Origin of the sequence: Bifidobacterium sp. wkB344 (assembly GCF_003688305.1) — a bacterium.
Lineage (GTDB): Bacteria > Actinomycetota > Actinomycetes > Actinomycetales > Bifidobacteriaceae > Bombiscardovia > Bombiscardovia mizhiensis.
The window spans coordinates 364,399-389,556 of sequence record NZ_NPOQ01000024.1; the positions used below are offsets into that span (position 1 = coordinate 364,399).

Consider the following 25,158-nt stretch of genomic DNA (forward strand, 5'->3'; position numbering starts at 1 on the left):
CTTCCCCTCGTCATTATCAGCAATCCCCAACTCTCTATGAATAGGACATCATGACCAGTACATTCTTCATCAACCGTCTCGCCGAGCAACCGCACGCGCTCATGTTCGCCGGCCAGTCCAACCCCTGGACCGTGGCCCTGGCCGATCTGCAGGGCGATCCCGACATCGACAAGGCCCTGAGGGAGCGGATGGCGGCGGCCACCGACCTGCTCAGGGCGGTCAAGCCCGACCTGCTGGCCACCAACGGCCGTCAGCTGGACCTGTTTGGCTACAAGCCTGACCCGGTCAGGCTGGGGCCTGCTGCCGACGCGGCGGTCAGCGTGCCCGGCATCGCCCTGGTACAGCTGGGCGCCCTCATGGACATGGACCAGCTGGGTTACGACGCAGCCCAGGCCCGTCCTGTGGCCCTGCTGGGACACTCCCAGGGCATTATCGGCGTCCACATGGTTCAGGAGATCCAAGCTGCCGGATCCCTCAAGGCCGCCCAGGGTGCCATCGACCAGATCCTGGCCACCGCCATGCTGATCGGCGCGGCCGGCACCCGCCAGGCACGTCGCCTGGGCATCCACCGCCAGGGCGAGGCCACCCCCATGCTCTCGGTGCGCGGCGCCACCCGCCATCAGGTGGAGGTCCTGGTCGACCGGGTGCCTGGCGCTCGCGGCCCCATCAGCGTGGCCGTGACCAACTCGGATCGCAACCTGGTCCTGTCCGGCTATCCGGAAGATCTGGCCGCCTTCGCCATCGAGGCGAGCAAGGAGAGCGAGCATCAGCGCCAACTGCGCGAGGATAAGGTTCGTGGCGGAACCGCCTTCTCGCCGGTTCTGGAGTACCTGGATGTGACCCTGCCCTTCCACTCGCCGCTCATGAAGGAGGCCGTGGATCTGAGCGTGGACTGGGCCTCCCGCTGCGGTCTGGACACCGAGCGTGCCCGGGTTCTGGCTGAGGAGGTTCTGCTCAACCATGCCGACTGGGCCGGCCGGATCGCCGAGGTCATGGATCAGCAGGATGCCGCCTCCCTCTGGCTGGTGGATCTGGGCCCGGGCGAGACCCTGGGCAAGCTGGTCGACAACCTGGTCCAGGGCACCGGCGTGGGCGTGGTCGAGGCCTCCAACCAGGCCCGGCGCGCGCAGCTTTCCACTATGGAGGAGGATCCGGCCCGGACCCAGGACTGGTCCAAGCTGGCCCCCCGTCTGCTTGAGACCCCGGCCGGTCCCCGGGTGGAGACCGCTTTCAGCAGGTTGACCGGCAAGCCCCCGGTCATGCTGGCCGGCATGACCCCGACCACCGTGGAGCCCGAGATCGTGGCTGCGGCTGCCAATGCCGGCTACTGGGCCGAGCTGGCCGGCGGCGGCCAGGTGACTGCCGAGGTCTTCGACCGCCATGTGTCCCAGCTGGAGGATCAGCTTCAGGAGGGCCGCACGGTCGAGTTCAATGCCATGTTCATGGACCGCTACCTGTGGAACCTCCAGTTCGGCAGCCAGCATATCGTGCCCAAGAAGCGCGCCTCCGGCACCCCCATCGACGGGGTGGTCATCTCTGCCGGCATCCCCGAGCTGGACGAGGCCGTGACCCTGATCCATCAGCTCAACGAAGAGGGCTTCCCTTACGTGGCCTTCAAGCCCGGCACGGTGGACCAGATCCGCCAGGTCGTGGCCATCGCCCGCAAGGTCGCCCCCACTCACATTCTCATGGAGGTCGAAGGCGGGGCCGCCGGCGGTCACCACTCCTGGGAGTCCCTGGACGACCTGCTCTCGACCACTTACGCTGAGGTCCGTGCCTGCCCCAACATCGTTCTGGTGGCCGGCGGCGGCATAGGCACGCCTGAGCGGGCGGCCGACTACATCAGCGGCCAGTGGTCCCGCGCCTACCACCTGCCGGACATGCCCGTGGACGGTGTCATGATCGGCACAGCGGCCATGACCGCCAAGGAGGCCCATACCAATCCCGAGATCAAGCGGGCTCTGGTGGCCACCCCCGGCATCGACAGCTCCACCCCCGATCCGGACCCCTTCGCCCCCATGGGCGAGAAGTGGGTGCCCAGCGGCAAGTCCGTGGGAGGCGTGGGCTCCGGTCTGAGCCATCTGCATGCCGACATCTACGAGATGGAGAACTCCTCCGCTGAGTGCGGCCGTCTGCTGGTCCGGGTCATGAAGCACCCCGAGGAGCTGGAGACCCGCCGCGGGGAGATCATCGAGGCCCTGAACAAGACCGCCAAGCCCTACTTCGGCGATCTGGAGACCATGACCTACCAGGACTGGGCCCAGCGCTTCGCCGACCTGGCCTACCCCTGGGCCGACGACACCTACATCGACCGCTTCCTGCATCTGCTGCGGCGGATCGAGGCCCGTGTCTGCGAGCGTCAGAGCGGCGAGTTCGACTCCATCTTCGCCTCCAGGCAGGATGTGGCCGAGCCTGAGCAGGCGCTTCGTCGGTTGCATGAGGCCTATCCCCAAGCGGCAGAGCTCAAGGTGGTGCCCACCGATGTGGCCTGGTTCCCCGTTCTGGTGCGCGAGTACCCCAAGCCCATGCCCTTCGTGCCGGTCATTGACAACGATCTGCTGCGCTGGTGGGGTCAGGACCAGCTCTGGCAGTCCGAGGATCCCCGTTACGGCGCCGACTCGGTCAGGGCCATCCCCGGACCCATCTCCGTGGCTGGCATCACCACGGTGGACGAGCCGGTGGCCTCCATTCTGGGACGGTTCGAGCAGGCGGCCATAGACCGGGTGCGCGACCTGGACAGCAGTCCCGTCAAGGCCTACAGCCAGCTGGCAGGCGCCGTTGATGCGCAGGAGTTCATCCGCCGCAGTCCCAACATCTCCTGGGTGGGTCATCTGATGGCCAATCCGGCTTACGGGACGGCCATGGACGACCCCAACTACACCATCACCGCAACCGGCCAGGACGACCAGGGTGAGCACTACGACCTGGACATCCACCTGGACACCTACTGGGACGACGACCCCGACGGTGGCCTGGACCGGCATGCGGTGCGCGACATCGTCGTGCCGCTGACCATCAAGAGCGACCAGGTCGGCCTCTTCCCGGTGGTCGACCGCAGCCGCCTGCCCAAGGACGTCTACGCCATGCTGGCCGACACAGCCGGCATCGGCAACACCACCATCACCGGCGACAAGCTGGAGGCCATGCCTGTCATCGAGAAGGACGGCGACGACCCTGACCACCCCTTCGGTCTGGCCCACACCGGGTACACCCTGGCATCCAACCTGGGCTTCGACCATGAGGCGGCCACCGGAGGTGCCCTGCCCGATGCCTTGATCCCCTCCGGTTTCGCCCCCGACGCCCTGGTGGGTCCGGCTTGGCCGGCCATCTATGCAGCCCTGGGATCCGTCTATGTGGATGGCTTCCCCATCATCGAGGGCCTGCTCAACGCGGTCCATCTTGACCATCTGATCGAGCTGGAGGTCAGCGAGAAGCGCCTGCTGGAGCATACCGGCCAGCGGATTGAACTGACCAGCTGGGCCGAGCCCTACCAGGAGTCCTCCTCCGGCCGGGTGGTGACCATCCATGTGGTCCACGCCGCCCAGGACGGGACTGTGCTGGCCCGCGAGGTCGAGCGCTTTGCCATCCGTGGCCGCGCCTACAGTGACCAGCTGCCCCAGGAGGCTCCCGAGTACGGCGGCATCAGCGCCGACACGGTGGACACGCCCCGCAGGCTGCTGCGCCGTGTCACTGTGACCGCCCCCAAGGACATGACCGCCTTCGCACGCACCTCCGGGGATTTCAACCCAATCCACACCTCCAAGCGGGGTGCTGCGGTCTCCGGCCTGTCTGCACCGCTGGTGCATGGCATGTGGTTGTCGGCCACGGCCCAGTACGCGGCCCAGGCCACCGACGAGCAGGGCGTCCACTACGAGATCGCCGGATGGACCTACAACATGTATGGCATGGTCCAGCTGGGCGACAAGGTGGAGATCAGCCTGGAGCGTGTGGGCAAGGTCCGCCATGGCGGCCTGGTCCTGGAGGTCACCTGCAGGATCGACGGCCAGCTGGTCTCCCGCGGCACGGCTATTGCTCGTGCCCCCAGAACTGCGTACGTCTACCCCGGCCAGGGGATTCAGCAGCAGGGCATGGTCCTGGACGAGCGGGCCAAGTCTCCGGCCGCCCGTGAGACCTGGGAACGGGCCGATGCCCTGACCCGCAGCAAGCTGGGGTTCTCCATCCTGGCCGTGGTACGCGATAACCCGCACACCCTGACGGCCAAGGGGGTCACCTATCATCATCCGGAGGGTCTGCTGAATCTGACCCAGTTCACCCAGGTGGCCCTGGCCACCGTGGCCTTCGCCCAGACCGCCCGCCTGCGCGAGTCCGGCATGGACATCTGGCCAGCCTACTTCGCCGGCCACTCCCTGGGCGAGTACAACGCCCTGAGCTCCTTCGCCGGGGTCATGTCCCTGGAGACGGTTCTGGAGCTGGTCTTCCACCGCGGTTCCACCATGCACTCCCTGATCGAACGCGACGAGCAGGGGCGCAGCAACTACCGGATGGGCGCCCTGCGTCCCAACCAGTTCGGCGTGGGCGACTCCGGGGTCAAGCAGTATGTGGAGTCAGTATCCAAGGAGTGCGGCGAATTCCTGGAGATCGTCAACTACAACCTGGCCGGCCAGCAGTACGCCATAGCCGGAACCATCGCCGGTCTGGAGTATCTGCGTGCCGACGCCAACCGCCGGGCCAAGGAGGCAGGTGGCAAGCCGGCCTTCATGTACGTGCCCGGCATCGACGTGCCCTTCCACTCCACCCTGCTGCGCAAGGGGGTGCCCGAGTTCCGCGACACCCTGGATGCCCTGCTGCCCGAGCACATCGACTACTCCCGCCTGGAGGGTCGCTACATACCCAACCTGGTTGCACGACCCTTCCAGATGACCAAGGAGTTCGCGGCCTCCATCCTGGAGGTGGTCCCCTCCGAACGCATCAAGCAGGCGCTGGATGATCCCCAGGTCTGGGATCAGTATGCGGCCGACGACCAGAAGCTGGGCCGTCTGCTGCTGACCGAGCTGCTCTCCTGGCAGTTCGCCTCTCCTGTGCGCTGGATCGAGACCCAGGCGATCATGTTCGATGCCCCCGAGCAGGGCGGCCTGGGCGTGGAACAGCTGATCGAGGTAGGGCTGGGCCATTCGCCCACCCTGGCCAACCTGGGCACCAAGACCCTGAAGCTGCCCGACTTCCGCGAGCGTCACGTGAGCGTCTACAACCTGGGCAGGGACGAGAGCCGGGTCTATCTGACCGACACTGATCCCATGGCCCCGGTTCAGGATGAGCCCGCAGCTCCGGTTCAGGTCTCTAGCCCTGAACCTGCTCAGGCTGCTGCGCCCGCACCTGCATCGACTCCAGCTCCGGCTCCGGCCCCTGCAGCATCCGAGGATTCGGTTCCTGCTCCGGCCCCGGCGACCGGCGGTCCATCGGGTGCTGATGTAGCCGACCTGCCCTTCAAGGCCTCGGACGCCATCGCCGTCCTGCTGGCCTACTCCACCAAGATCCGTCCCGAGCAGATCGGGCAGACCGACACCACCGACACCCTGACCAACGGCGTCTCCTCCAGACGTAACCAGCTGCTGATGGACATCAGTTCCGAGCTGGGCGTGGCCAGTGTGGACGGCGCCGCCGAGGCCAGCATGACCGACCTGAGCGCCCTGGTGAACAAGGTGGCGCCCAACTATCGGCCCTTCGGCCCGGTGCTCTCCGACATAGTGCGTGAGCGCATCCGTGACCTCTTCGGCCCCTCCGGCCTCAAGCTGCAGCAGGTTGAGCAGCGGGTCTCCGACGTCTGGCAGCTGGGTGCGGGCTGGGTCTCGGCCACCGTGGCCAGCCTGGTCCTGGACACCCGTGAGGGTGCATCCTCGCGTGGCGGCGACCTGGCACTCCTGCCCACCGAAGCCGTCTCCACTGTGCCTGCGGCCAATGCGCTGATCGACCAGGCCGTTCAGCAGGTGGCCCAGCGTCACGGCGTCACGGTCTCCATGCCTTCTGCAGGTGGTGCTGCCGGCGGTGCCGTGGTCGACTCCGCCGCCCTGGATGCCTTCGCAGCCCAGGTGACCGGCTCTGAGGGTGTGCTGGCCTCTACTGCACGATTCCTCCTGGACAAGCTGGGGCTTAAGCCTCCGGTCGTCCAGCCTGGCGAGAATGAGGACGCTGCCGTCGTGGCTGCCGTCGATGCCGAGCTGGGCAGCGACTGGCCCGAGCAGGTGGCGCCACGCTTTGAGGCCTCGCGCGCCGTCCTCTTCGACGATCGCTGGGCCAGCGCCCGTGAGGATCTGGCTCACATCTACCACGAGCACGATGATGACCGCAGCCGCCTGAGCTTCGTAGGAGCCGGACGCGAGGTGCATGATCAGGCCGTCTGGTACGCCGAACAGGCGCGCAACCGTGGCGAGCAGGATCTGGCCCAGGTCTTCAGCGGCATAGCTGACCAGGCCATGACCCCTGCCGACTCGGACCAGACCGCCGCACGATTCGCCAAGGATGTGGCCGTGGTCACCGGCGTGGCCCCCAAGTCCATCGCAGGATCTCTGACTGCGGGCCTGCTGGAGGGCGGGGCGACGGTCATCGCCGTCTGCCATTCACTGAAGCCGCAGACCGTCATCTGGGCTCGCGACCTCTACCGTCGCCATGCCGTAGGTGGTGCCCGTCTCTGGATCGTGCCCGCCAACCTGTCCAGCTACCGGGATGTGGATGCCCTGGTCGACTGGGTCGGCAATGAGCAGCGCAAGACCACGGGGGCCACGACCACCGTGCTCAAGCCCGCCTACGAGCCCACCCTGCTGCTGCCCTTCGCGGCCCCCGCCATGCACGGGACCATGGCCGACTCGGGCCGGCTCTTCGAGTCCCAGGCCCGGCTCATGCTATGGAGCCTGGAACGCCAGATTGCCGGGTTCGCCGGCATCGGGGCGGATACCGACGTTGACCACCGTCTGCATGTGGTCCTGCCTGGCTCGCCCAACCGCGGCATGTTCGGCGGGGACGGGGCCTACGGGGAGGTCAAGGCTGCCCTGGATGCCATCGTCAACCGCTCCCGCCCCGAGCAGGACTGGTCCGGCCGGGTCACCTTCGCCCACCCGCTGATCGGCTGGGTCCGTGGCACCGGGCTCATGGGCGGCAACGATCCGCTGGTCCAGGTGGTGGAGCGCCACGGCATCCGCACCTACTCCACTGAGCAGATGGCTGATTCCCTGCTGGAGCTCTGCACTGTGCAGGCCCGCCAGCAGGCTCTCCAGGCCCCGCTTAAGGCCGACCTGACCGGTGGTCTGGGCTCCAGTCCGCTGGACCTCAAGGCCCTGAAGGCTGAGGCTGCCCAGGATGACGATCCGTCGACACCGGCTCCGGCCGGAAAGCCCGGGGATGCACCTGCAGATGCCGACAAGGATCCAGACCGGGTCATCAAGGCTCTGCCCACACCCCGGGTGCCCGCCCAGGCCCCGGTGGATATGCAGGATTGGCAGGGCGTGACCGCTCGGCCCGAGGATCAGATCGTCATTGTCTCCATCGGCGAGATGGGTCCCTGGGGCTCCGGCCGCACCCGCTTCGAGGCCGAGATGGGCATCCACTCGGATGGCCAGGTCGACCTGAGCGCCGCCGCCGTCCTCGAGCTGGCCTGGAACATGGGCCTGGTCGAGTGGCAGGACAGCCCCAAGCCGGGCTGGTACGACACGGACGGCGAGCTGGTGCCCGAGCAGGACATCGCCGAGCGCTACCACGACCAGGTGGTGGCCCGCTCCGGCATCCGTCCCTTCGACGACGGCATGGGCTCCGACTACCGCCAGGGCACCAACGAGGAGGAGGTGGACGTCTTCCTGGATCACGACGTGGCCTTCTCGGTGCCCACCAAGGACATGGCCGAGGAGTATGTGGCCCAGGATCCTGACCACACCAGCATCGCCCGCGACGAGGAGTCCGGCGAGTGGACCGTCACCCGCCTGCCCGGCTCCCGCATCCGCGTGCCGCGCCGGGCCACCATGTCCAGGACCGTGGGCGGCCAGTTCCCCAAGGGCTTCGACCCGGTCAAGTGGGGCATTCCCGCCTCCATGGTCGGGGACGTGGATCAGATCGCCCTCTGGAACATCGTGACCACCGTGGATGCCTACCTGTCGGCCGGATTCACTCCGGTGGAGATCCTGCAGGCCGTGCACCCCTCCAAGGTGGCCTCCACCCAGGGGACCGGCTTCGGCGGCATGGCCTCCATGCGCAAGCTCTACCTGGACCGCTTCCTGGGCAAGGAGATTCCCACGGACATCCTCCAGGAGGCTCTGCCAAACGTGGTGGCCGCGCACGTCATGCAGTCCTACATCGGCGGCTACGGCAACATGGTCCAGCCAGTCTCGGCCTGCGCCACGGCTGCGGTCTCCCTTGAGGAGGGCGCTGACAAGATCGCCCTGGGCAAGGCGGACTTCGTAGTCACGGGCGCCATCGACGACATCGGTGTGGAGTCGGTCATCGGCTTCGGCAACATGAACGCCACCGCCGACTCCGCCGAGATGTACGCCAAGGGCATCCAGCCGAGGTTCTTCTCTCGGGCCAACGATCGTCGGCGCGGGGGCTTCCTGGAGTCCCAGGGCGGCGGGACCATCCTGCTGACCCGCGGTGACATCGCCCTGCGTATGGGTCTGCCTGTGGCTGGTGTGGTCGGGTACATCCACTCCTTCGCGGATGGTGCCCACACCTCCATCCCCGCACCCGGGCTGGGGGCTCTGGCTGCCGGCATGGGCGGCAAGGACTCGGATCTGGTGCGCTCGCTGGCCAAGCTGGGCGTGAGCCCCGACGACATCGCCGTGGTCTCCAAGCATGACACCTCCACCAACGCCAACGACCCCAACGAGTCCGAGTTGCACAACACCCTGGCCCACGCTATCGGGCGGACGGACGGCAACCCGCTCTACGTCATCTCCCAGAAGAGCCTGACCGGCCATGCCAAGGGCGGTGCCTGCATCTTCCAGATCAACGGGCTCACCCAGCTCTTCCGGTCCGGGGTCATCCCGGCCAATGCCTCCCTGGACTGCGTGGATCCGGTCCTGAAGCGTGACGACCATCTGGTCTGGCTGGAGCAGCCTCTGAAGGTGGGCAGGATCAAGGCTGGGCTGGTCACCTCCCTGGGCTTCGGCCATGTCTCCGGCATCGGGGTCATCGTCAGCCCTGGAGCCTTCGAGGCAGCCGTGCTCCAGACCTCCGGCCAGGAGGCTCTGGACGAGTGGCGTCGCCGAGCCAACGACCGTCTGGCCGCTGGTCAGCGCCATCTGGAGGAGGGCCGCATGGGTCGGGCCCCGCTCTATGAGCCCATCGACAACCGCCGCTTCCATGAGGACGGCCACGGGTATGTGGGCCACGAGATTGAGAAGGCCATGCTGCTGGATCCCCAGGCCCGCCTGGGTGCCGACGGCTACTACGACCGGGGGTGAGAGCGGCGTGAACCAGCTGGACTTCCGTCTGAAGCAATAGGCGGGAGTCCGGTGAGGGAACAGTCATTGCGATGATCGGGGAGGTGGGCCAGACGGCTCGCCTCCCTTATTGTCTTGCCATTGGGTGCGGCTGTCCCTTGTCTTCAAGCCTTATGTACAAGGGCTCCCTTGCAGGTATGCGAGCTATCTGGTCGTCAGGACTTATTGGTCATTGGAGCTGTTGTAATGGCTGCGCATAAGGGATTTTGTCCGAATATTGCCTGCATGTTGCTCAACCGGCGGTGTGCTATTGCCAGGCTGCGATTGGAGCCTTTTCACAAAAAGGTATAAAAAGTAGATGGGTGACCCAGATTTTACTTGGGATTATTGCTGGGCCACCCAAATGGCCGAACTCGTCTTGGGGGAGTGTCCGGCCTCTTACTCGTGCGAAGTTTTAGTGCTCGTGATCGCTGTAATGGAATTCCTACTGCTGAGGTTTGCTGCCATAATACTCATGGCAAGAAGCCCGATTATCATAGCCACGCCGATATTTTCCCCTTCAGCTGTGGGCAGGACGCCTACAGTCAGGGGGAGTCGCTGGTTGTTGATGCCGCCGGATCGGTCGATCAATTGAACGATTAGCGGATGGCCACTGTCACCATAATTGGATGTATGCGGGGGTTGGGGTGACATCCCAAGTGTCATCGCCGTTTCGTATCAGTCAGGTTCTCTGCTTCTGCTCAAGGAGCATCTCAGCGGACACACCACTTGCAGGGAAAAGGAATTGCGGCGGTAAAGCGATTGACTGCATTGAGGGGATTGCCTGTTTCTAGTGGTCTATTCGGATTTGTCTTCTGGACATGAGTCCTTATGCCTGCAGCCAGGTCCTGGGAATGGAAGGCACCTATGCTGCATGGAGTGATTTGTAAGGAGTACCGTTTTATTATTCGGAACAAAGGCAGGCAAACCCCGCGTGTGCGCGATGTTGTCGCCCAGCTCTCACTAATTATTGACGCCGCACGGATAAGTGTCCCTCATAGGAAGCGTCAGCCAGTGAATAAGGGTAACTGGCACTGACCTAGCGTTTCCGCTCAGGAACCGCACTTATCGGTGCTCACTGCGCTCGCGGGCATAGCCATATTGCAGCAAGTTATCGTTCATGTCTAAGGAAATACAAGGAACATCGCGACACCGAAAGCGACACCGCACAACCCGAATATCGTAGCCCCAGCGAGTTGCTTCATGTAATCAGGCTTGTCCCAATTGTTTTTGAGGTCATCCGAACATGCTGACAGACAATGTTTAATCACCGATATCATTCCATTCCCTTTCTTAAGAAGGAGCTGCAAGATGCAAGACTGTCAAAATAGGTAGGGTCAAATCGTCGACGCTAAAGCAGAACAAGTCGTTGCATAGGTTATGGTGTAGCTCCGCATCAGCAAGCTAGCATCTGACCTTATCTGCAAACAAATTTCATCTCTTCGTTAGTCAAAGCAGAAGAACCTGGCTAACTTCTCGTCAATTATGTTTGGCTATAGTTCCTTTCCCAACTGTGGCCAACTGCTTGTTTCCCGCCGTTCTCGTTTTTGAGAACCGCGTAATAGATATCTACTGATGTTGCTGTAAATGCTATCAGAAGAATTGATGCTCATACTGTTATCGCCAGCATGATTTCAACTTTTGTGATCGATGTTCGGACATAGCGGAATTCCCATTCTCGAAAAATAAGGCTGCTGTGCGTGGCGAATTTGTCAATGCCAATTACCTCTGATTTTCGTTCTCTAACATCGGATGGCAGCACGTTATCCGTGTGATTCTCATTGCTCTGTAAAGATGGATAATCTTGCAGAAATCTGTCAGCCAAGTTCCGTGCAGAACGTTTATTCTTTCCATGCATATCATTCGATAAGGAGTGGTCACCGCGTGAGCATGGATGATCCCGTAGTACTCAGGCAGTCGCTGGTACGGGTAAGGTGTTCCTTGGATCCAGGGGATTGATCCATGGATACGCAGAGAAGCGATACTGGCGATGGCGCGATCTCTTGTTCAAGGTGGATGAACCGCCTGGGACTAGTCCAGCCGCCAAGGGATCAGAATTTCTGTACGAATCTTCATGGTTATTCGCAGGGGAGGGGTAATCAGCGCCGGTTTCCATGCCACCGAGGGGGTTCTCCCCAGTGATGTATACGTACGTTTATTGCCAAGTTCAACCGGGCGATGTTCGAGGTACTGCATGTTCCGACCGGCCCATGTGCTATGCTCTGTACCGAGCCAACGGCTTTGCGGGCGTAGCTCAATGGTAGAGCCTCAGTCTTCCAAACTGATTACGCGGGTTCGATTCCCGTCGCCCGCTCCACGGTAATCGTTGGTATTCCGACATTCTTGGCGGGTTTCCTAACCTCTTGAAGTGGGCAGGGTCGAGCCTGACTGAGTGAGATTTTCCCCAGTAATCGGCAATTTACGGGCTAAATGGGTACACGATAGGGTACACATCGAGGACTGTTGGATAGTGGCGGTTGCCAGGCGGGTCAACAGCGTTATGCCAGCGTTGTGACTCCTGCTACTGACGCAGTTGGGACGTTGCGGAGTCTTCGAGTTCTGATCGGATGATTTGCAGCAGGAGCCGATGGGGGGCATACTCGGGCCTATGGATGATGCCGGGTTTGGACAAGTGCTGGGGTTGGGACATGATCTGGTCGATCTGGAGAAGTTCGGTCGGCAGCTGGCTATGCCGGGCACGCGCATGACAAGCTTGTTCTCACCAAGGGAGCGGCGGCAGGCCGAGCAGCGGGCCCTGCTCAAGCATGACGACACAGCGGCGCACTTGGCCGTGCGCTGGGCCGGCAAGGAGTCGGTGCTCAAGGCCTGGTCGCAGGCGTTGGGATCTGAGCCATCACCCTATGGTTTGAATGATTTTCCTTGGAGCGGTGTGGAGATTCTGGATGACGGTCGAGGACGGCCGAGTGTCAACCTAGAGTCCTCCGTGGAATCCAGGCTTTATGATTCCTTGCCTCTAACCGGTGGTCAGTTCGATCAAATGCAGTTGTGCTGGCACATCGCTCTCAGTCATGACGGACCGGTTGCTTCGGCTGTCGTGCTTCTGTGCAGGTGCGTTTGAATCCGAGGCTAGTGACTGGAGTCTGTATTGAATTATGTATCGGTGAATCCGACGAGCGGTTAAGCGGAAGCGATCAATGCATAAAGCCATGATCTTGGTGAAGTCGCTGTTCCCTACTATGACGGTTAGGCTATTCAGCATCGTGGCTGAGAAATATACTTCCATACACCTTCTATTTCAAATGTGATAATGACATTTTTTGTCACAGTGGCTGTTTGATCTACTAAACAACCTTTTCGATCCGCGTTCATCTCAAAGGCGAGAATGGTATTTCTATATGCACAATGCAAATAAAGAAGCAGCAGCCCTTTAAGTTCGTTGCTGTCCGCAAACTTAAGGACAATCCTATCCACTCACGCTGGCTTCAAGTATCTCCTAAATAGAAGGACAGCATATAACTTGTAGGGTGATGATCTAAAACAATATGTCCCTAAGGACTCCGCTTGTTTATGGTTGTAAACTTGAACTGGTACTTCAATGATGTATCTCGATGGACGAGGTCACTGAAACATAAACGGCGGGGGCGTTGATTGAATTGATACCTTCGGATTTGGGCTTGAGCGTCAAGGCTATGTCGCTTTGGGGTAAGACGAACCGGCAGGATAATAGTTTTTGGTTACAGCTGTTCGTTCATCTGAGTGACTCTGCGGCGGTCGCTGAACGTCTCTGGCTTGAATGGGTGCCTTCTGGCACCAAGGAGATCATCATTCGTGATATCGGTGATCCTGAACTGGCGCGTAAGGCCAGTATGTTTATCACCGGTGTTCATGATATCGGCAAGGCGACTCCGGTTTTTCAGAGCAAGCCCCTGACGCATGCATCGGGTATGCGAGGTCTCTCGTTACAGCAGAAACCCCAGCAGGCGGGGCTGAAATTTCCAAAGCGCCCCCTGACAGAACTGAATAGACCAACCCACTCCATAGCAGGCCAACGGATTTTGGAGTCGTATTTGACCAAGGTTCAGCATTGGGATCAGGCCGTGGCCAGATCCTACGCCTGTGTCGTCGGGGGTCACCATGGTCAACCTCCCAAGCTGGTGGCTCTGCGCAAGTCCGATGAGGATGTGCGAATAGGAGTTGCCAAAGGTTACGAGGACTGGGTGACAGTTCAGCGCGAATTGATCAAGTTCATCGCGAATCAGTGCGGACTAACCGACGACGACTTCGCCAGATTGGCTGGACATAGATTAAAAATCTATGCTGAGTCTGTGCTTGAGGGGTTGGTCATCATGGCCGACTGGATTGCCAGCAACTGCAAAGATGACCTGTTCCCCTTGGTTCCACTTAATCCCCGAAACGATGATGCGCAGGCCCAGGAGTTGGCTAATTCAGTGCGTACCAAGGCTGGTTTGCAGGCTCGACAGGAGCGAGGTTGGCGAAATCTCAAACTGACACCGAAGTGGGAGCCAGTTCATGACCAGATCGGCGTCGAAGAGCGGTTCGCGTCTAGATTCGAGCTGCCGCCCGGTGCTCATCCGCGGCCAGTGCAGGAGCAGGCTGTACGTCTGGCGGAAACGACTTCTCAACCCGGAATCATGGTCATTGAGGCTCCCATGGGCGAGGGAAAGACCGAGGCTGCATTGGCCTGTGCGGAAATCTTGGCTGAACGGACTGGCAGAGGAGGTGTATGTGTAGCTCTGCCTACTATGGCCACCACCGATGCCATGTTCTCACGCTGTAAGAGCTGGATTGACCACTTACCGCAGCCTGCGGGTCGTTCTGAAAAATCCACTTCGCTCAGGCATAGCAAGGCAGCTCTCAATAAAGAATTTATGTCGATGGGGACTTCAGCTGCAAGCACTGCTACCTCATCAATTTTTGACGATGACAACCCACAGGTTTCTACTTCTGCTGCTCACCGAACTCCATATCGGCCTACTTACCCTGAGGCGGTAGTGAATGATTGGTTCCATGGGAGGAAGAAAGGCGTTCTGGCAAATTTCCTGATTTGCACCGTAGACCAGGTCCTTATGGCAGCACTAGAAATGAAGCATGTAAGTCTACGTCAACTGGCTCTAGCTAACAAAGTCGTGATTATCGATGAATGCCACGCCTACGACACATACATGCGTGAGTACCTCAAGCGAACACTGGAGTGGCTGGGAGGGTTCCATGCCCCGGTCATTCTTCTATCGGCGACACTGCCTACGTCACTGCGTAAAGAGCTGGTCGACGCTTATCTGGAAGGTTATGCGTCTGTGATCAACGGATCGGGTCGTTTCCAAAAGCGGGATGGATGCACGCTTCACCATTCCGTAGTTGCCGATGAGGATGATGCTGCCAACGCGCGTATTTCCGATGGACAGAAGTTAGCAGTTAGCAAATTAGTCGACTCGGCCGATATGGATGCCTATCCGCTCATCACGTATACGTCGGGGATAAATCGACGAACTTGTAAGGTGCGACCTTCGGGCCGTTCGGTCGACATTGACTGCCAGGTTATAGATGACGATATTGAGCATCTGACGAACTTACTACAGGAGAGGCTAGCCGATGGCGGTTGTGCGGCCGTGATCTGTGACACTGTGAGGCGTGCTCAGCTAACTGCTTCTGCCTTGGCAGAGGTATTCGATCCAACTGAAGTTAGATTGACGCATTCACGCTTCATTGATCGGGATCGCATGGATAACGAACGGAGATTGCGGGAGGAATTGGGGCCGAACGCGACTCTGGCAAATGGCAGACGTCGACGCAGACTAGTCGTAGTGGGCACTCAGGTCTTGGAACAATCCTTGGACATTGACTTCGACCTCATGGTAACTGATGTGGCTCCCATTGATATTCTTCTGCAACGTATGGGCCGTCTGCATCGACATCATCGTGGAGAAGAAGAGAGCGACCGCCCAGCCGGTCTGCAGAGGGCCTTCTGTTATCTGCGAGGCATTGGTTCCTGGGCCGCAGGTGGACCGACATTCTCAGACGGTGTGGATAGCGTATATGAGCCTGCTTCTCTACTCGAAGGCCTCGCTGTGCTATGCTTGTATGCGAATGGTGCTCACCGTCAGTTGAATCTTCCTGGTGATATTGCCTCATTGGTGCGGACTGCCTACGAACAGAAAAGAGTTGCACGGCGAATACCTCAGCAATGGCGACAAAAGTATTGCTTTGGTGTAAAGCGTCGCGCTGAGAATGAAAAAGATGAGATTCATAAGGCTAACGCCTATCTAATCACAGATTCCGCTTTTGCTGTTGATGATGAGTCGAGGACACTGGTGGATTTGTTTAACAAAACTGTAGATTCACAGGTTGATGAGGAAGCTCAACGAGCTGTTAGGGATATGAAGGATTCTGTGGAGGTGGTTCTTTTACGTCAATGCGCCGATGGTGTTGCTCTATTGCCTTGGGTGGGGAGTGAGAATGTTCCATGCGGGTCTCCGGTGCCTACTGACAAAGAACCCAGCAGTTTTCTGGCACAACTAATACTGCAATCTGCAGTCAGACTTCCACCATCCGTTTGCGAAAAGGCTAGGGATTTACTCGTAGAAGTAGATAAACGTGCAAGAGACCTAACTAATGCTTGGTGTGATTCAACTTTGTTACTTGGATGTCATCCATTGGTTCTCAAAGAAGTGAGTCTAAATGGTTCAGATAAAATGTTGTACACCACGACGATAGGTGGTTTTCAGATCGAATATTCTCGAGAAGAAGGGCTCACCACGGCGGCTGTTGATAGTGGTGAAAGGAGCTAGCTTATGTCAACCTTTGAAGTTCGCAGTTGTTGCGCTGGCTGAGAGATGGGTGAAATTTGTCAAAGGAGGTATGCATCAATGCACGATATCGGTGAAGCGGCCGAAGAAGGAAGGCCCAAATACAATCTCCTGGAAGAACCTTGGATAAACGTCATTGATACAGACGGTTGTGCTAGTGCGGTTTCTCTTCGTGATGTTTTAGTCAATGCTCATAAGATCAAGAAGTTCGCGAATGATATGCCTAATCAGGATTTGCCTTTGCTGAGATTGCTTGTGGCAATACTGTATCGAGCTTATGGCCGAAATTATGGTCCTGGATCGGGTGAAGTTAATATAGCGGATCTTCGAAAACTGTGGAAAAGAGAGTGGCAGGCAGGACATTTTAACACGCAAATAATTCTGGATTATTTTAATCAATTCTATGATCGCTTCAATTTATTTGACGCAAAACATCCCTTTTATCAAACACCGGAATTATCATACCCGGCTAAGAAAGAGTTTGATAGTGTAGGTGAGCTTGAGGGTGACGTACCCAAGGCTGATAAATTCGTGTTTTCTATGCGTCATCGAAACGATTTGAAAAAGCTGTCTTCAGCGGAAGCGGCGCGCTGGCTGCTGTTTTTTCAAGCATTTGACATAGCGGGCAACAAATCTCCGGTAGTAGGGGAGACGCATGTAACGAGTGGGAAAGTAGTCGCCCCTAAGTCTAGGGTTCAAACAGGGTGGTTGGGAGCTTTAGGCTGTGTTTACCTTGAGCAAGATTCCCTGTTTCGTACACTTATGTTGAATTGGTGCCTGTTTAATCCATATAGGAGAACAAGGGAAGATATCTGGTTTGGTAATCCTCAAGATCGTCCGGCTTGGGAGAGAGAACCTGCCGGTCCCGACTTGAATGATCATTATCATCTTAGCGGAATAGTTGATTTGCTTACGCTTCAATCTCGCCGAGTTCGCTTGATACCGGACCAATCTGGACGGAATGTAATCGGAGTCATCAGTTGCTACGGTGATGTCATACAAGCACACAACATGGATTCACTGGAGCCTATGTCAGCTTGGAGATATGGAACTGAGAAAAAACGCAAAGAGTTACAATTGCCGACTTTACCGCGTGTTCCAGTAACGTTTACAGCCGACAAAGCTATATGGAGACAGTTGCAACCATTGATTAGTGCCGGTAATAACGGTGCAGGTGAAAGCGAGGATACTCGCCCTGGGGTCATTAAATGGTTGGAATACCTGCTGGTGAATGGTTGTCTCGGCGATGATGCTTCTGGTAGCGTTCTCAAGTTGGCCCGCATTCACACTCAAGCTATGACCTATGGACAATATCAAGCAAATTATGTCGATTCAGTTGACGATTATCTTGATGCCAGTGTGCAATTGTTCCGATTAGACTCTGCAGCAGTAGATGTAATCGTGAACGCAGTTGAGCAAACTGAGAAGTCAGTCGATGCATTGGCAAAAATGGCTGGTTGTTTGGAAGAATCGTCCGGAAATCAGGCCAATGAAGATTCGGTGACTAAGTCTCAGCAAAAAAGATACAAAATAGCTTCCGAGGCTGTTAAAGAACGAGCATATGAATCACTGGATTCCTTATTCCGTGAGCGGATCAGCGATTACACCCCGGTGATGGATATTGAAGATTACAGACAAGAATGGTATGACGCAATACATCGTAATTTAATCGAAATAGGTTGGGAATGTCGCAAAAATGCTTCAGCCCCTTCGTTTGCCTCGAAATATATCCGGAGTTCGTCGAAGACGACCGAAGGTGAACGCAGGAAGAAAAAAACGGTAAGTTTGTCAGCTGCTGTTCTTTTCATGCGGTTCAAACACAAATTGAATGTTTATTTGGGGCCTCTTCCAAGTGATAGGCATAGCACCATCAAAAAAGATACGGAGGGCTAATTATGATGCAATCGAATACGAGCAGAAGTGCTTCATCTGTCCCGACTCGCAGTGATCGGAGGAGGGCATTAGGCAAGTATGTTAATCAGAAAATTAGAAGACTGCAGTCCGCATATATCTCTGGTTCCAGTTCCGACGCTAGGGGCCGCATGGCTTTGTTGAGGAAAGGCTTGGATACTGGAGCGGTGCGATGGTTAAGTGTGGGTATTGATTTATACAGTGATTGGCCGCGAGAGACCTTGGGTGATCCGACCGATGAAAGCGACTATTATATAAAACCTGAAATCAGAGCCATCGCTACTTCACTGCAGGTGTATGCACTGCATCAGCAATCAAAATCTGAAGCCATGGCATGGATGCCCGGCCGTATGGATACAACCGGAGCCATGTCCGAACAGGCCAACAATGTTGGGCCGCAAAATTTGCATAGTTTTGGTCATGCCTGCTTTGAAATAGATGGGAAACAAGACGACTTAGGGTCGAAAGTCACCCCAATCCTCAAACAATTGCAGTCCATGGAGGATTTCCCTGATTTTGACAATATTAGGCATCATTTATATTCATTGATACGCATGATGCGGGGCCAGAGTGTTTCGTTAGACTACAACAGCTTCGCTCGCGATTTGTATGATTTGCAATTTCCTAATAGCAGTTCTTCGGCCTTTGATAGGTGGGCTCGTGAGTATTTCAATGCTCAGGTAAATCAGACAAATGCTAAGGACCGATCTTCAGAAGAATAATCGCCATCATATAACAAATACAGTTCAACTATATGTTCTCACATAAGAGATCAAGGGCTGAAGACAAAGCTGATAGATAAAACAAGAATAAGGAGAAGATGCCATGTACATGGATATCTATGCAATTCAGAATGTTCCTCCGAGCAACATTAATCGAGACGAGACCGGCAATCCTAAAGCAGCCTTGTATGGAGGTGTTTTGCGTTCTCGAGTTTCTAGCCAGGCCTGGAAGAGGGCTATGCGGCACACATTTTGTGTGCGTATGGGCAAAGACCATATAGGGAAGCGGACTATGAATGCTGTTCAGTTGATTGTGGACTCCATGCTAGAACAACGCCCTAAGTGCGATGCAGAAAAGGCATCAAAATACGCGTCTGCGGTATTGAAAGCTATCGGTATAAAGACCAAACCCTCCAAGAGGGCTGGTGCTGCAAGCGGCAAACCGGTTACGGATTACCTGGTCTTCCTTGCCAATACTGAAATAAAGCGATTGGCTGCACTTGCTTTGGAATGGATGGATCAAGGCAAGAAACCCACGCAGAAACTCGATACTGATATGCAAAAGGAGATGGCGGACATATTTCATAATGAACAGGCGGTGGATATCGCTTTGTTCGGTCGCATGCTGGCAGATGCTCCCGATTTGAATACGGATGCCAGCGCTCAAGTTGCCCATGCCATTTCCGTGGATGCGATCAGGCCGGAGTATGACTTTTTCACTGCGAAAGATGATTGCTCGGAAAACGATAACGCGGGAGCAGCCATGATGGATTCAGTTGGATTCAACTCATCTACTCTTTATCGCTACGCAAATGTGAATCTTACCGCATTGCGAGAACAGCTTGGCAATATAGAAGTTACGTCAAAGGCAGCCTCAGTTTTTGTGGAAGCCTTCATTCGATCGATGCCGACTGGTAAGCAGAACTCATACGGTAACAGGACTCTGCCTGAGACATGCATCGTTGCATTCCGAGACAATCAGCCTATCAATGCAGTGGAAGCCTTTGAAAAGCCTGTGAAAGCTAGCGAAGATAAATCAATAACGCAGATAGCCTGTCTCCGACTGATTGACGAGTTGCATAGGATTGAAAAGGCTTATGATGAGAAGCCTAAACATACTTGGGTTACCAGCACCATTGTTTCACCGGAGGATTTGGAGTCGACTGAGAACTTGGTTAGTTTGACGACTTTGATCAATCAAGTCGGTGCTGAAACGAAGAATGAGCTGAAACAGCACGAGCAGAGTCGTTAGGATAGCCATGAGCGTGTTGTTACTGCGTCTGGCCGGGCCATTGCAATCGTGGGGGAGCTCATCGCGTTTCCAGACTAGACATACCGGTACAGAGCCTACAAAAAGTGCCATAATTGGTTTGCTAGCTTCAGCACAAGGCCGGCTTCGTGGCGACGAAATCGAAGATTTGTTACGTTTGCATTTTGGGGTGCGCATCGATCAGCCGGGAAGGTTGGTTAATGATATGCAGACTGCGGAGCAAAAACAGCAAACTGCCAATAATCATGTTGTCAAAATTGAAGTGAGCGAGGAAGACGGAAGCTTCAGGTATAAGAAAAAACCCAAGAAAAATAAGAGCAACAGATTAGTTACTCATCGGTACTACTTATCAGATGCAAAATTCCTAGTGGCGCTTGGTGCAGATTCTGCGCTTCTGGAAGGTTTAGACCAGGCCTTGCGTCATCCTCGGTGGTCTTTGTATTTGGGCCGCAGGGCCTGCCCACCGGATTACCCTGTATCGCTTGGTTTGGTGCAAGAAGAGCGTATAGATAAGGCTTTGCGTACTTACCGATGGATAGCGGCTGATTGGTACAAAAAGCGCCATCAGGGCCGTCAGCTGGAAGTGGTCTGCGATGAGGACTGCGCCCCTGATGCAGGCAACGGGGTGATTTCTTCCCAGGTCGACATTCCGGTGAGCTTCGGATCCGCTCGCAAGTATGCGGTCCGCACAGTCAATCGCTATAAGATTCCCAACCCGGATGGTCCGGATCCTGACGAGAAAGGTGCTGAAGCCGTCCTGGATCATGATCCGATGTCGTTCTTTTAGGAGGCAGGCATGTATATATCCAGAATACCGCTAAACACCGCGCGGTTTGCGGCCAGGCAACTGATCTCCTCGCCTTACAGGCTTCATGCCGCCGTAGAGAATGCCTTCCCGCCGGGTGTTGTTCGTAAGAGCGATGAAGGACGTATCTTGTGGAGATTGGATTTCTCCCGTGACGGAAACTCGACCTGGTTGTATGTGGTAAGTCCAGAACGGCCTGATTTTACCCACATCGTTGAGCAGGCTGGCTGGCCTACCCGAGCCGAGTGGGAGGTGAAGGATTACGAGCCCTTGATCACTCATATAGCCAAGGGGCAGGAGTGGGCTTTCAGATTGCGGGCCAATCCTGCAAGAAAGGTCTATAAGGACATGGGCAAACGGCCAAATCCTGCAGTGGTCGGCAAAGTGATGGGCCATGTCACTATAGATAAACAGTTGTCATGGCTGAAGAAATGCAGCGAGCGCAACGGATTTGCCCTCCTAGGCAGCTCTGAAGAGGAGGCTGGACTATCCTGTGTCGTTTCCCAACGCCGCAAGGAGCAGTTCGCTCATGGGAACAGCAAAGTCACCTTGATCACGGCCCAATTTGATGGACAGCTCCGTGTAACCGATGCTCAAGCTTTCCAGCATTGCCTGCGGCAGGGCATCGGCAGGGCCAAGAGTTTCGGATGCGGACTGCTGACGGTGGCTCCGATCCGATGATTTATGTATCAGTCTATGGGGCCTGCCGGGAGAACCGAGATTCCCGGCAGTCCCCCTCCTGAATTGGGTGACCTGGTGCGGGCCGAGGATAGGCTCTCCTTTGCTTATTTCGAGCACTGCGTTATCACTCGCGAGGGCTATGTACCAGATGCGCTTCCTCAACGAGGATGTCAGCTCTTGTACCATGCAGCAGCTGCGCGGACGTGAAGGAGCCCGAGTTCGGCAGGTCTACCGTCACTGGTCGGAACTGACTGGCGTAGCTTGGGATAAGCGAACCTATGATCATGAGGATTTCGATGCCGGAAACGAGATCAACAAGGCCCTGTCGGCTGCTCATACCTGCTTGTACGGTATCGCTCACTCGGTGATTGTAGCGCTTGGATGTTCGCCAGGTTTGGGATTCGTCCATGTTGGCCATGAGCGTTCCTTTGTCTATGACGTGGCTGATCTGTACAAGGCCGAGATATCGATTCCTGTAGCTTTTAAAACTGCTGCAAAGCAACCTGATGACATCGGGTCGGCTACCCGGCATGCCATGCGTGATGCCGTCTAGGACCTCTCGCTCATGCGACGGATGGCTCGCGATATTCCACGGCTGCTTGGGGCACCTGTTTCTTCCTCTTCCGATGAAGATGGTGGGATCTTGGAGCTCTGGGATGAGAAGGTCGGCGGCGTCCCAGCCGGGAGATCCTATGCAGATGAAGAGGAGGAGATGAGCTGATGGTGGTCGTCGTTTTAACGGCATGCCCGGTGGGTCTGCGCGGGGATTTGACTCGATGGCTCCTAGAGATAGCCTCTGGAGTTTTCGTTGGCCACGTCACCGCTAGGGTCCGGGACCGGCTTTGGGAACGCATCACAGGGCAAATCCGAACCGGCAAGGCCATTATGGTCTATTCCGCCCGCAATGAGCAGCATCTGAGTTTCAAGGTGCATCGCTCGGATTGGAACCCCGTAGACTGTGAGGGATTGGCTCTTATGGAGAAGCCTGCTGATGGTGGCGATGGCAGATCCGCAGGTGGTGGAAACCGATACCGTCGGACTGGTTGGAGCAATGCCAGCAAGTACAGACGTGCGGCAAGGTTCCGTCGCTCGCGCTCCAGCTGAGCGCAACCGGACTTGTGTACTTTTCAAACGAGCTTTACCGATGAGTGCTGAGCACTGATTACTGGGTGAGTGCATGGCTAAGGAGCTCAGTGTAGATGGTTTGAATTGCAGCGGCTGAGACGGGAATAGAGAGGGCTCGAAATGCAAACTCATTAAAAAATAGAGATCTTGTCTATTATATTGTTGGGATTGCAAGGATTTCTAAGTGTGCTCCCCGCATCCGCGGGGATGATCCCCTGCGGACGTTCGGATACATGCCGTTCGACCCGTGCTCCCCGCATCCGCGGGGATGATCCCAGCCATCTCATCATTCGGCCTTCCCGCTCTCAGTGCTCCCCGCATCCGCGGGGATGATCCGGGAAGCCGAAATCGGCTGCCTTCGTCTTTGTGGTGCTCCCCGCATCCGCGGGGATGATCCCACTGGGAACTCGGGCCAAGGGAGAAAGCATGAGTGCTCCCCGCATCCGCGGGGATGATCCTGCGAAACGAACCTACCTGGACATGTCACGATGGTGCTCCCCGCATCCGCGGGGATGATCCCGTGACGCCCTTGGAGGTCACTCTCATGACCGAGTGCTCCCCGCATCCGCGGGGATGATCCTGTGAGCTTCAACCTCGTCTCCTTTGCTATGATGTGCTCCCCGCATCCGCGGGGATGATCCTCTCAGTAGGTATACATGCTACCAATTCCGTCGGTGCTCCCCGCATCCGCGGGGATGATCCGGCGAGGTTGGCCAGGCTGGATGCGCCGCCCTGGTGCTCCCCGCATCCGCGGGGATGATCCGTCCCACGGGTGGGCGACATATGGGAGTTTTATGTGCTCCCCGCATCCGCGGGGATGATCCGTATGGCCTATATCCCTGATGATGTCTCCCAGAGTGCTCCCCGCATCCGCGGGGATGATCCCTAAGGGTGCTCCAGACAATCCCGACGAGGCTGGTGCTCCCCGCATCCGCGGGGATGATCCCGAGAGAGCAAGGGAAGAACGATGAAGGATATTGTGCTCCCCGCATCCGCGGGGATGATCCTTCACCTGTGTCTGTGGGTTGGTCTTCCAGTCGGTGCTCCCCGCATCCGCGGGGATGATCCCCTGCTTCCTGGTCCGCACCTTGTTCTCGTTCATGTGCTCCCCGCATCCGCGGGGATGATCCTCGGATGTGCAGTATCGGCTTATGAAGCGCCTTGTGCTCCCCGCATCCGCGGGGATGGTCCTTCCAGCAGATCGCTTCCAATAACAAATGGACCGTGCTCCCCGCATCCGCGGGGATGATCCCGGCGTAGACTCGTTCCTGCGGTACATGTATCCGTGCTCCCCGCATCCGCGGGGATGATCCTGTTCATGACAACCTCCTTGTTGTCAATGCCTCGTGCTCCCCGCATCTGCGGGGATGATCCCAAGCTGTCTCCCAATGACACGGAGCTGACCCTGTGCTCCCCGCATCTGCGGGGATGATCCCCGGATCAACGCCCAGGACAAGCCAGACAAGCAGTGCTCCCCGCATCTGCGGGGATGATCCTCGTTGTAGATGCGCACCGTGATATCGGTGTCGGTGCTCCCCGCATCTGCGGGGATGATCCGGCCGGATGCCGTCCCGGAGGCGTGGTCCTGGAGTGCTCCCCGCATCTGCGGGGATGATCCCAGCGTGGGCGCACTGATTGAAGGGGCGATACAGCTAGTCAACGCACTGGTGCTCCCCGCATCCTCGGGGATGATCCTTCACCTGTGTCTGTGGGTTGGTCTTCCAGTCGGTGCTCCCCGCATCCGCGGGGATGATCCCCTGCTTCCTGGTCCGCACCTTGTTCTCGTTCATGTGCTCCCCGCATCCGCGGGGATGATCCTCGGATGTGCAGTATCGGCTTATGAAGCGCCTTGTGCTCCCCGCATCCGCGGGGATGGTCCTTCCAGCAGATCGCTTCCAATAACAAATGGACCGTGCTCCCCGCATCCGCGGGGATGATCCCGGCGTAGACTCGTTCCTGCGGTACATGTATCCGTGCTCCCCGCATCCGCGGGGATGATCCTGTTCATGACAACCTCCTTGTTGTCAATGCCTCGTGCTCCCCGCATCTGCGGGGATGATCCCAAGCTGTCTCCCAATGACACGGAGCTGACCCTGTGCTCCCCGCATCTGCGGGGATGATCCCCGGATCAACGCCCAGGACAAGCCAGACAAGCAGTGCTCCCCGCATCTGCGGGGATGATCCTCGTTGTAGATGCGCACCGTGATATCGGTGTCGGTGCTCCCCGCATCTGCGGGGATGATCCGGCCGGATGCCGTCCCGGAGGCGTGGTCCTGGAGTGCTCCCCGCATCTGCGGGGATGATCCCAGCGTGGGCGCACTGATTGAAGGGGCGATACAGCTAGTCAACGCACTGGTGCTCCCCGCATCCTCGGGGATGATCCTTCACCTGTGTCTGTGGGTTGGTCTTCCAGTCGGTGCTCCCCGCATCCGCGGGG

Annotated in this window: 9 protein-coding genes, 1 tRNA gene, 2 pseudogenes and 1 CRISPR repeat array; all 12 genes and pseudogenes read left to right on the top strand. The window is 57.6% G+C overall.

The window, feature by feature from the left end; genetic code table 11:
• Window positions 1–50: 50 nt before the first annotated feature.
• Window positions 51–5,325, top strand: a pseudogene (locus CI601_RS08615) (fatty acid synthase subunit beta domain-containing protein); the annotation flags it as partial.
• A gap of 77 nt (window positions 5,326–5,402) precedes the next feature.
• Window positions 5,403–9,404, top strand: a pseudogene (locus tag CI601_RS08620) (beta-ketoacyl synthase N-terminal-like domain-containing protein); the annotation flags it as partial.
• 2,261 nt (window positions 9,405–11,665) lie between these two features.
• Window positions 11,666–11,739, top strand: a tRNA-Gly gene (locus CI601_RS08300).
• Window positions 11,740–12,009: 270 nt separating this feature from the next.
• Window positions 12,010–12,501 (top strand): holo-ACP synthase, encoded by a 492-nt coding sequence (locus CI601_RS08305; RefSeq protein WP_259465360.1) that lies wholly within the window; start codon window positions 12,010–12,012, stop codon window positions 12,499–12,501.
• A 526-nt stretch (window positions 12,502–13,027) separates the two neighbouring features.
• Window positions 13,028–16,189, top strand: coding sequence for a CRISPR-associated helicase Cas3' (gene cas3, locus CI601_RS08310; RefSeq protein WP_147437949.1), 3,162 nt, complete (start codon window positions 13,028–13,030; stop codon window positions 16,187–16,189).
• A 78-nt stretch (window positions 16,190–16,267) separates the two neighbouring features.
• Window positions 16,268–18,100 (top strand): type I-E CRISPR-associated protein Cse1/CasA, encoded by a 1,833-nt coding sequence (gene casA, locus CI601_RS08315; RefSeq protein WP_183129817.1) that lies wholly within the window; start codon window positions 16,268–16,270, stop codon window positions 18,098–18,100.
• A 149-nt stretch (window positions 18,101–18,249) separates the two neighbouring features.
• Window positions 18,250–18,840: a type I-E CRISPR-associated protein Cse2/CasB gene (casB, locus tag CI601_RS08320; RefSeq protein WP_229131901.1), complete on the top strand. Its 591-nt coding sequence runs from the start codon at window positions 18,250–18,252 to the stop codon at window positions 18,838–18,840.
• A gap of 103 nt (window positions 18,841–18,943) precedes the next feature.
• Window positions 18,944–20,092 carry a type I-E CRISPR-associated protein Cas7/Cse4/CasC gene (gene cas7e / locus CI601_RS08325; RefSeq protein ID WP_121915053.1) on the top strand — a complete coding sequence of 383 codons (1,149 nt, stop codon included), beginning with the start codon at window positions 18,944–18,946 and terminating at the stop codon, window positions 20,090–20,092.
• Between the two features lie 7 nt (window positions 20,093–20,099).
• Entirely contained in the window at window positions 20,100–20,897 is a 798-nt protein-coding gene (gene cas5e, locus CI601_RS08330; RefSeq protein WP_121915054.1) for a type I-E CRISPR-associated protein Cas5/CasD, read from the top strand.
• Window positions 20,898–20,906: 9 nt separating this feature from the next.
• A complete protein-coding gene (cas6e, locus tag CI601_RS08335) occupies window positions 20,907–21,596 on the top strand; it encodes a type I-E CRISPR-associated protein Cas6/Cse3/CasE (protein WP_121915055.1) in 690 nt (229 codons plus the stop codon).
• A gap of 139 nt (window positions 21,597–21,735) precedes the next feature.
• A complete protein-coding gene (cas1, locus tag CI601_RS08575) occupies window positions 21,736–22,149 on the top strand; it encodes a CRISPR-associated endonuclease Cas1 (RefSeq protein WP_229131900.1) in 414 nt (137 codons plus the stop codon).
• 167 nt (window positions 22,150–22,316) lie between these two features.
• Window positions 22,317–22,700: a type I-E CRISPR-associated endoribonuclease Cas2e gene (gene cas2e, locus CI601_RS08345; protein ID WP_121915056.1), complete on the top strand. Its 384-nt coding sequence runs from the start codon at window positions 22,317–22,319 to the stop codon at window positions 22,698–22,700.
• Between the two features lie 207 nt (window positions 22,701–22,907).
• Window positions 22,908–25,104: a CRISPR direct-repeat array (repeat unit 28 nt; unit sequence GTGCTCCCCGCATCCGCGGGGATGATCC).
• Window positions 25,105–25,158: the final 54 nt, after the last annotated feature.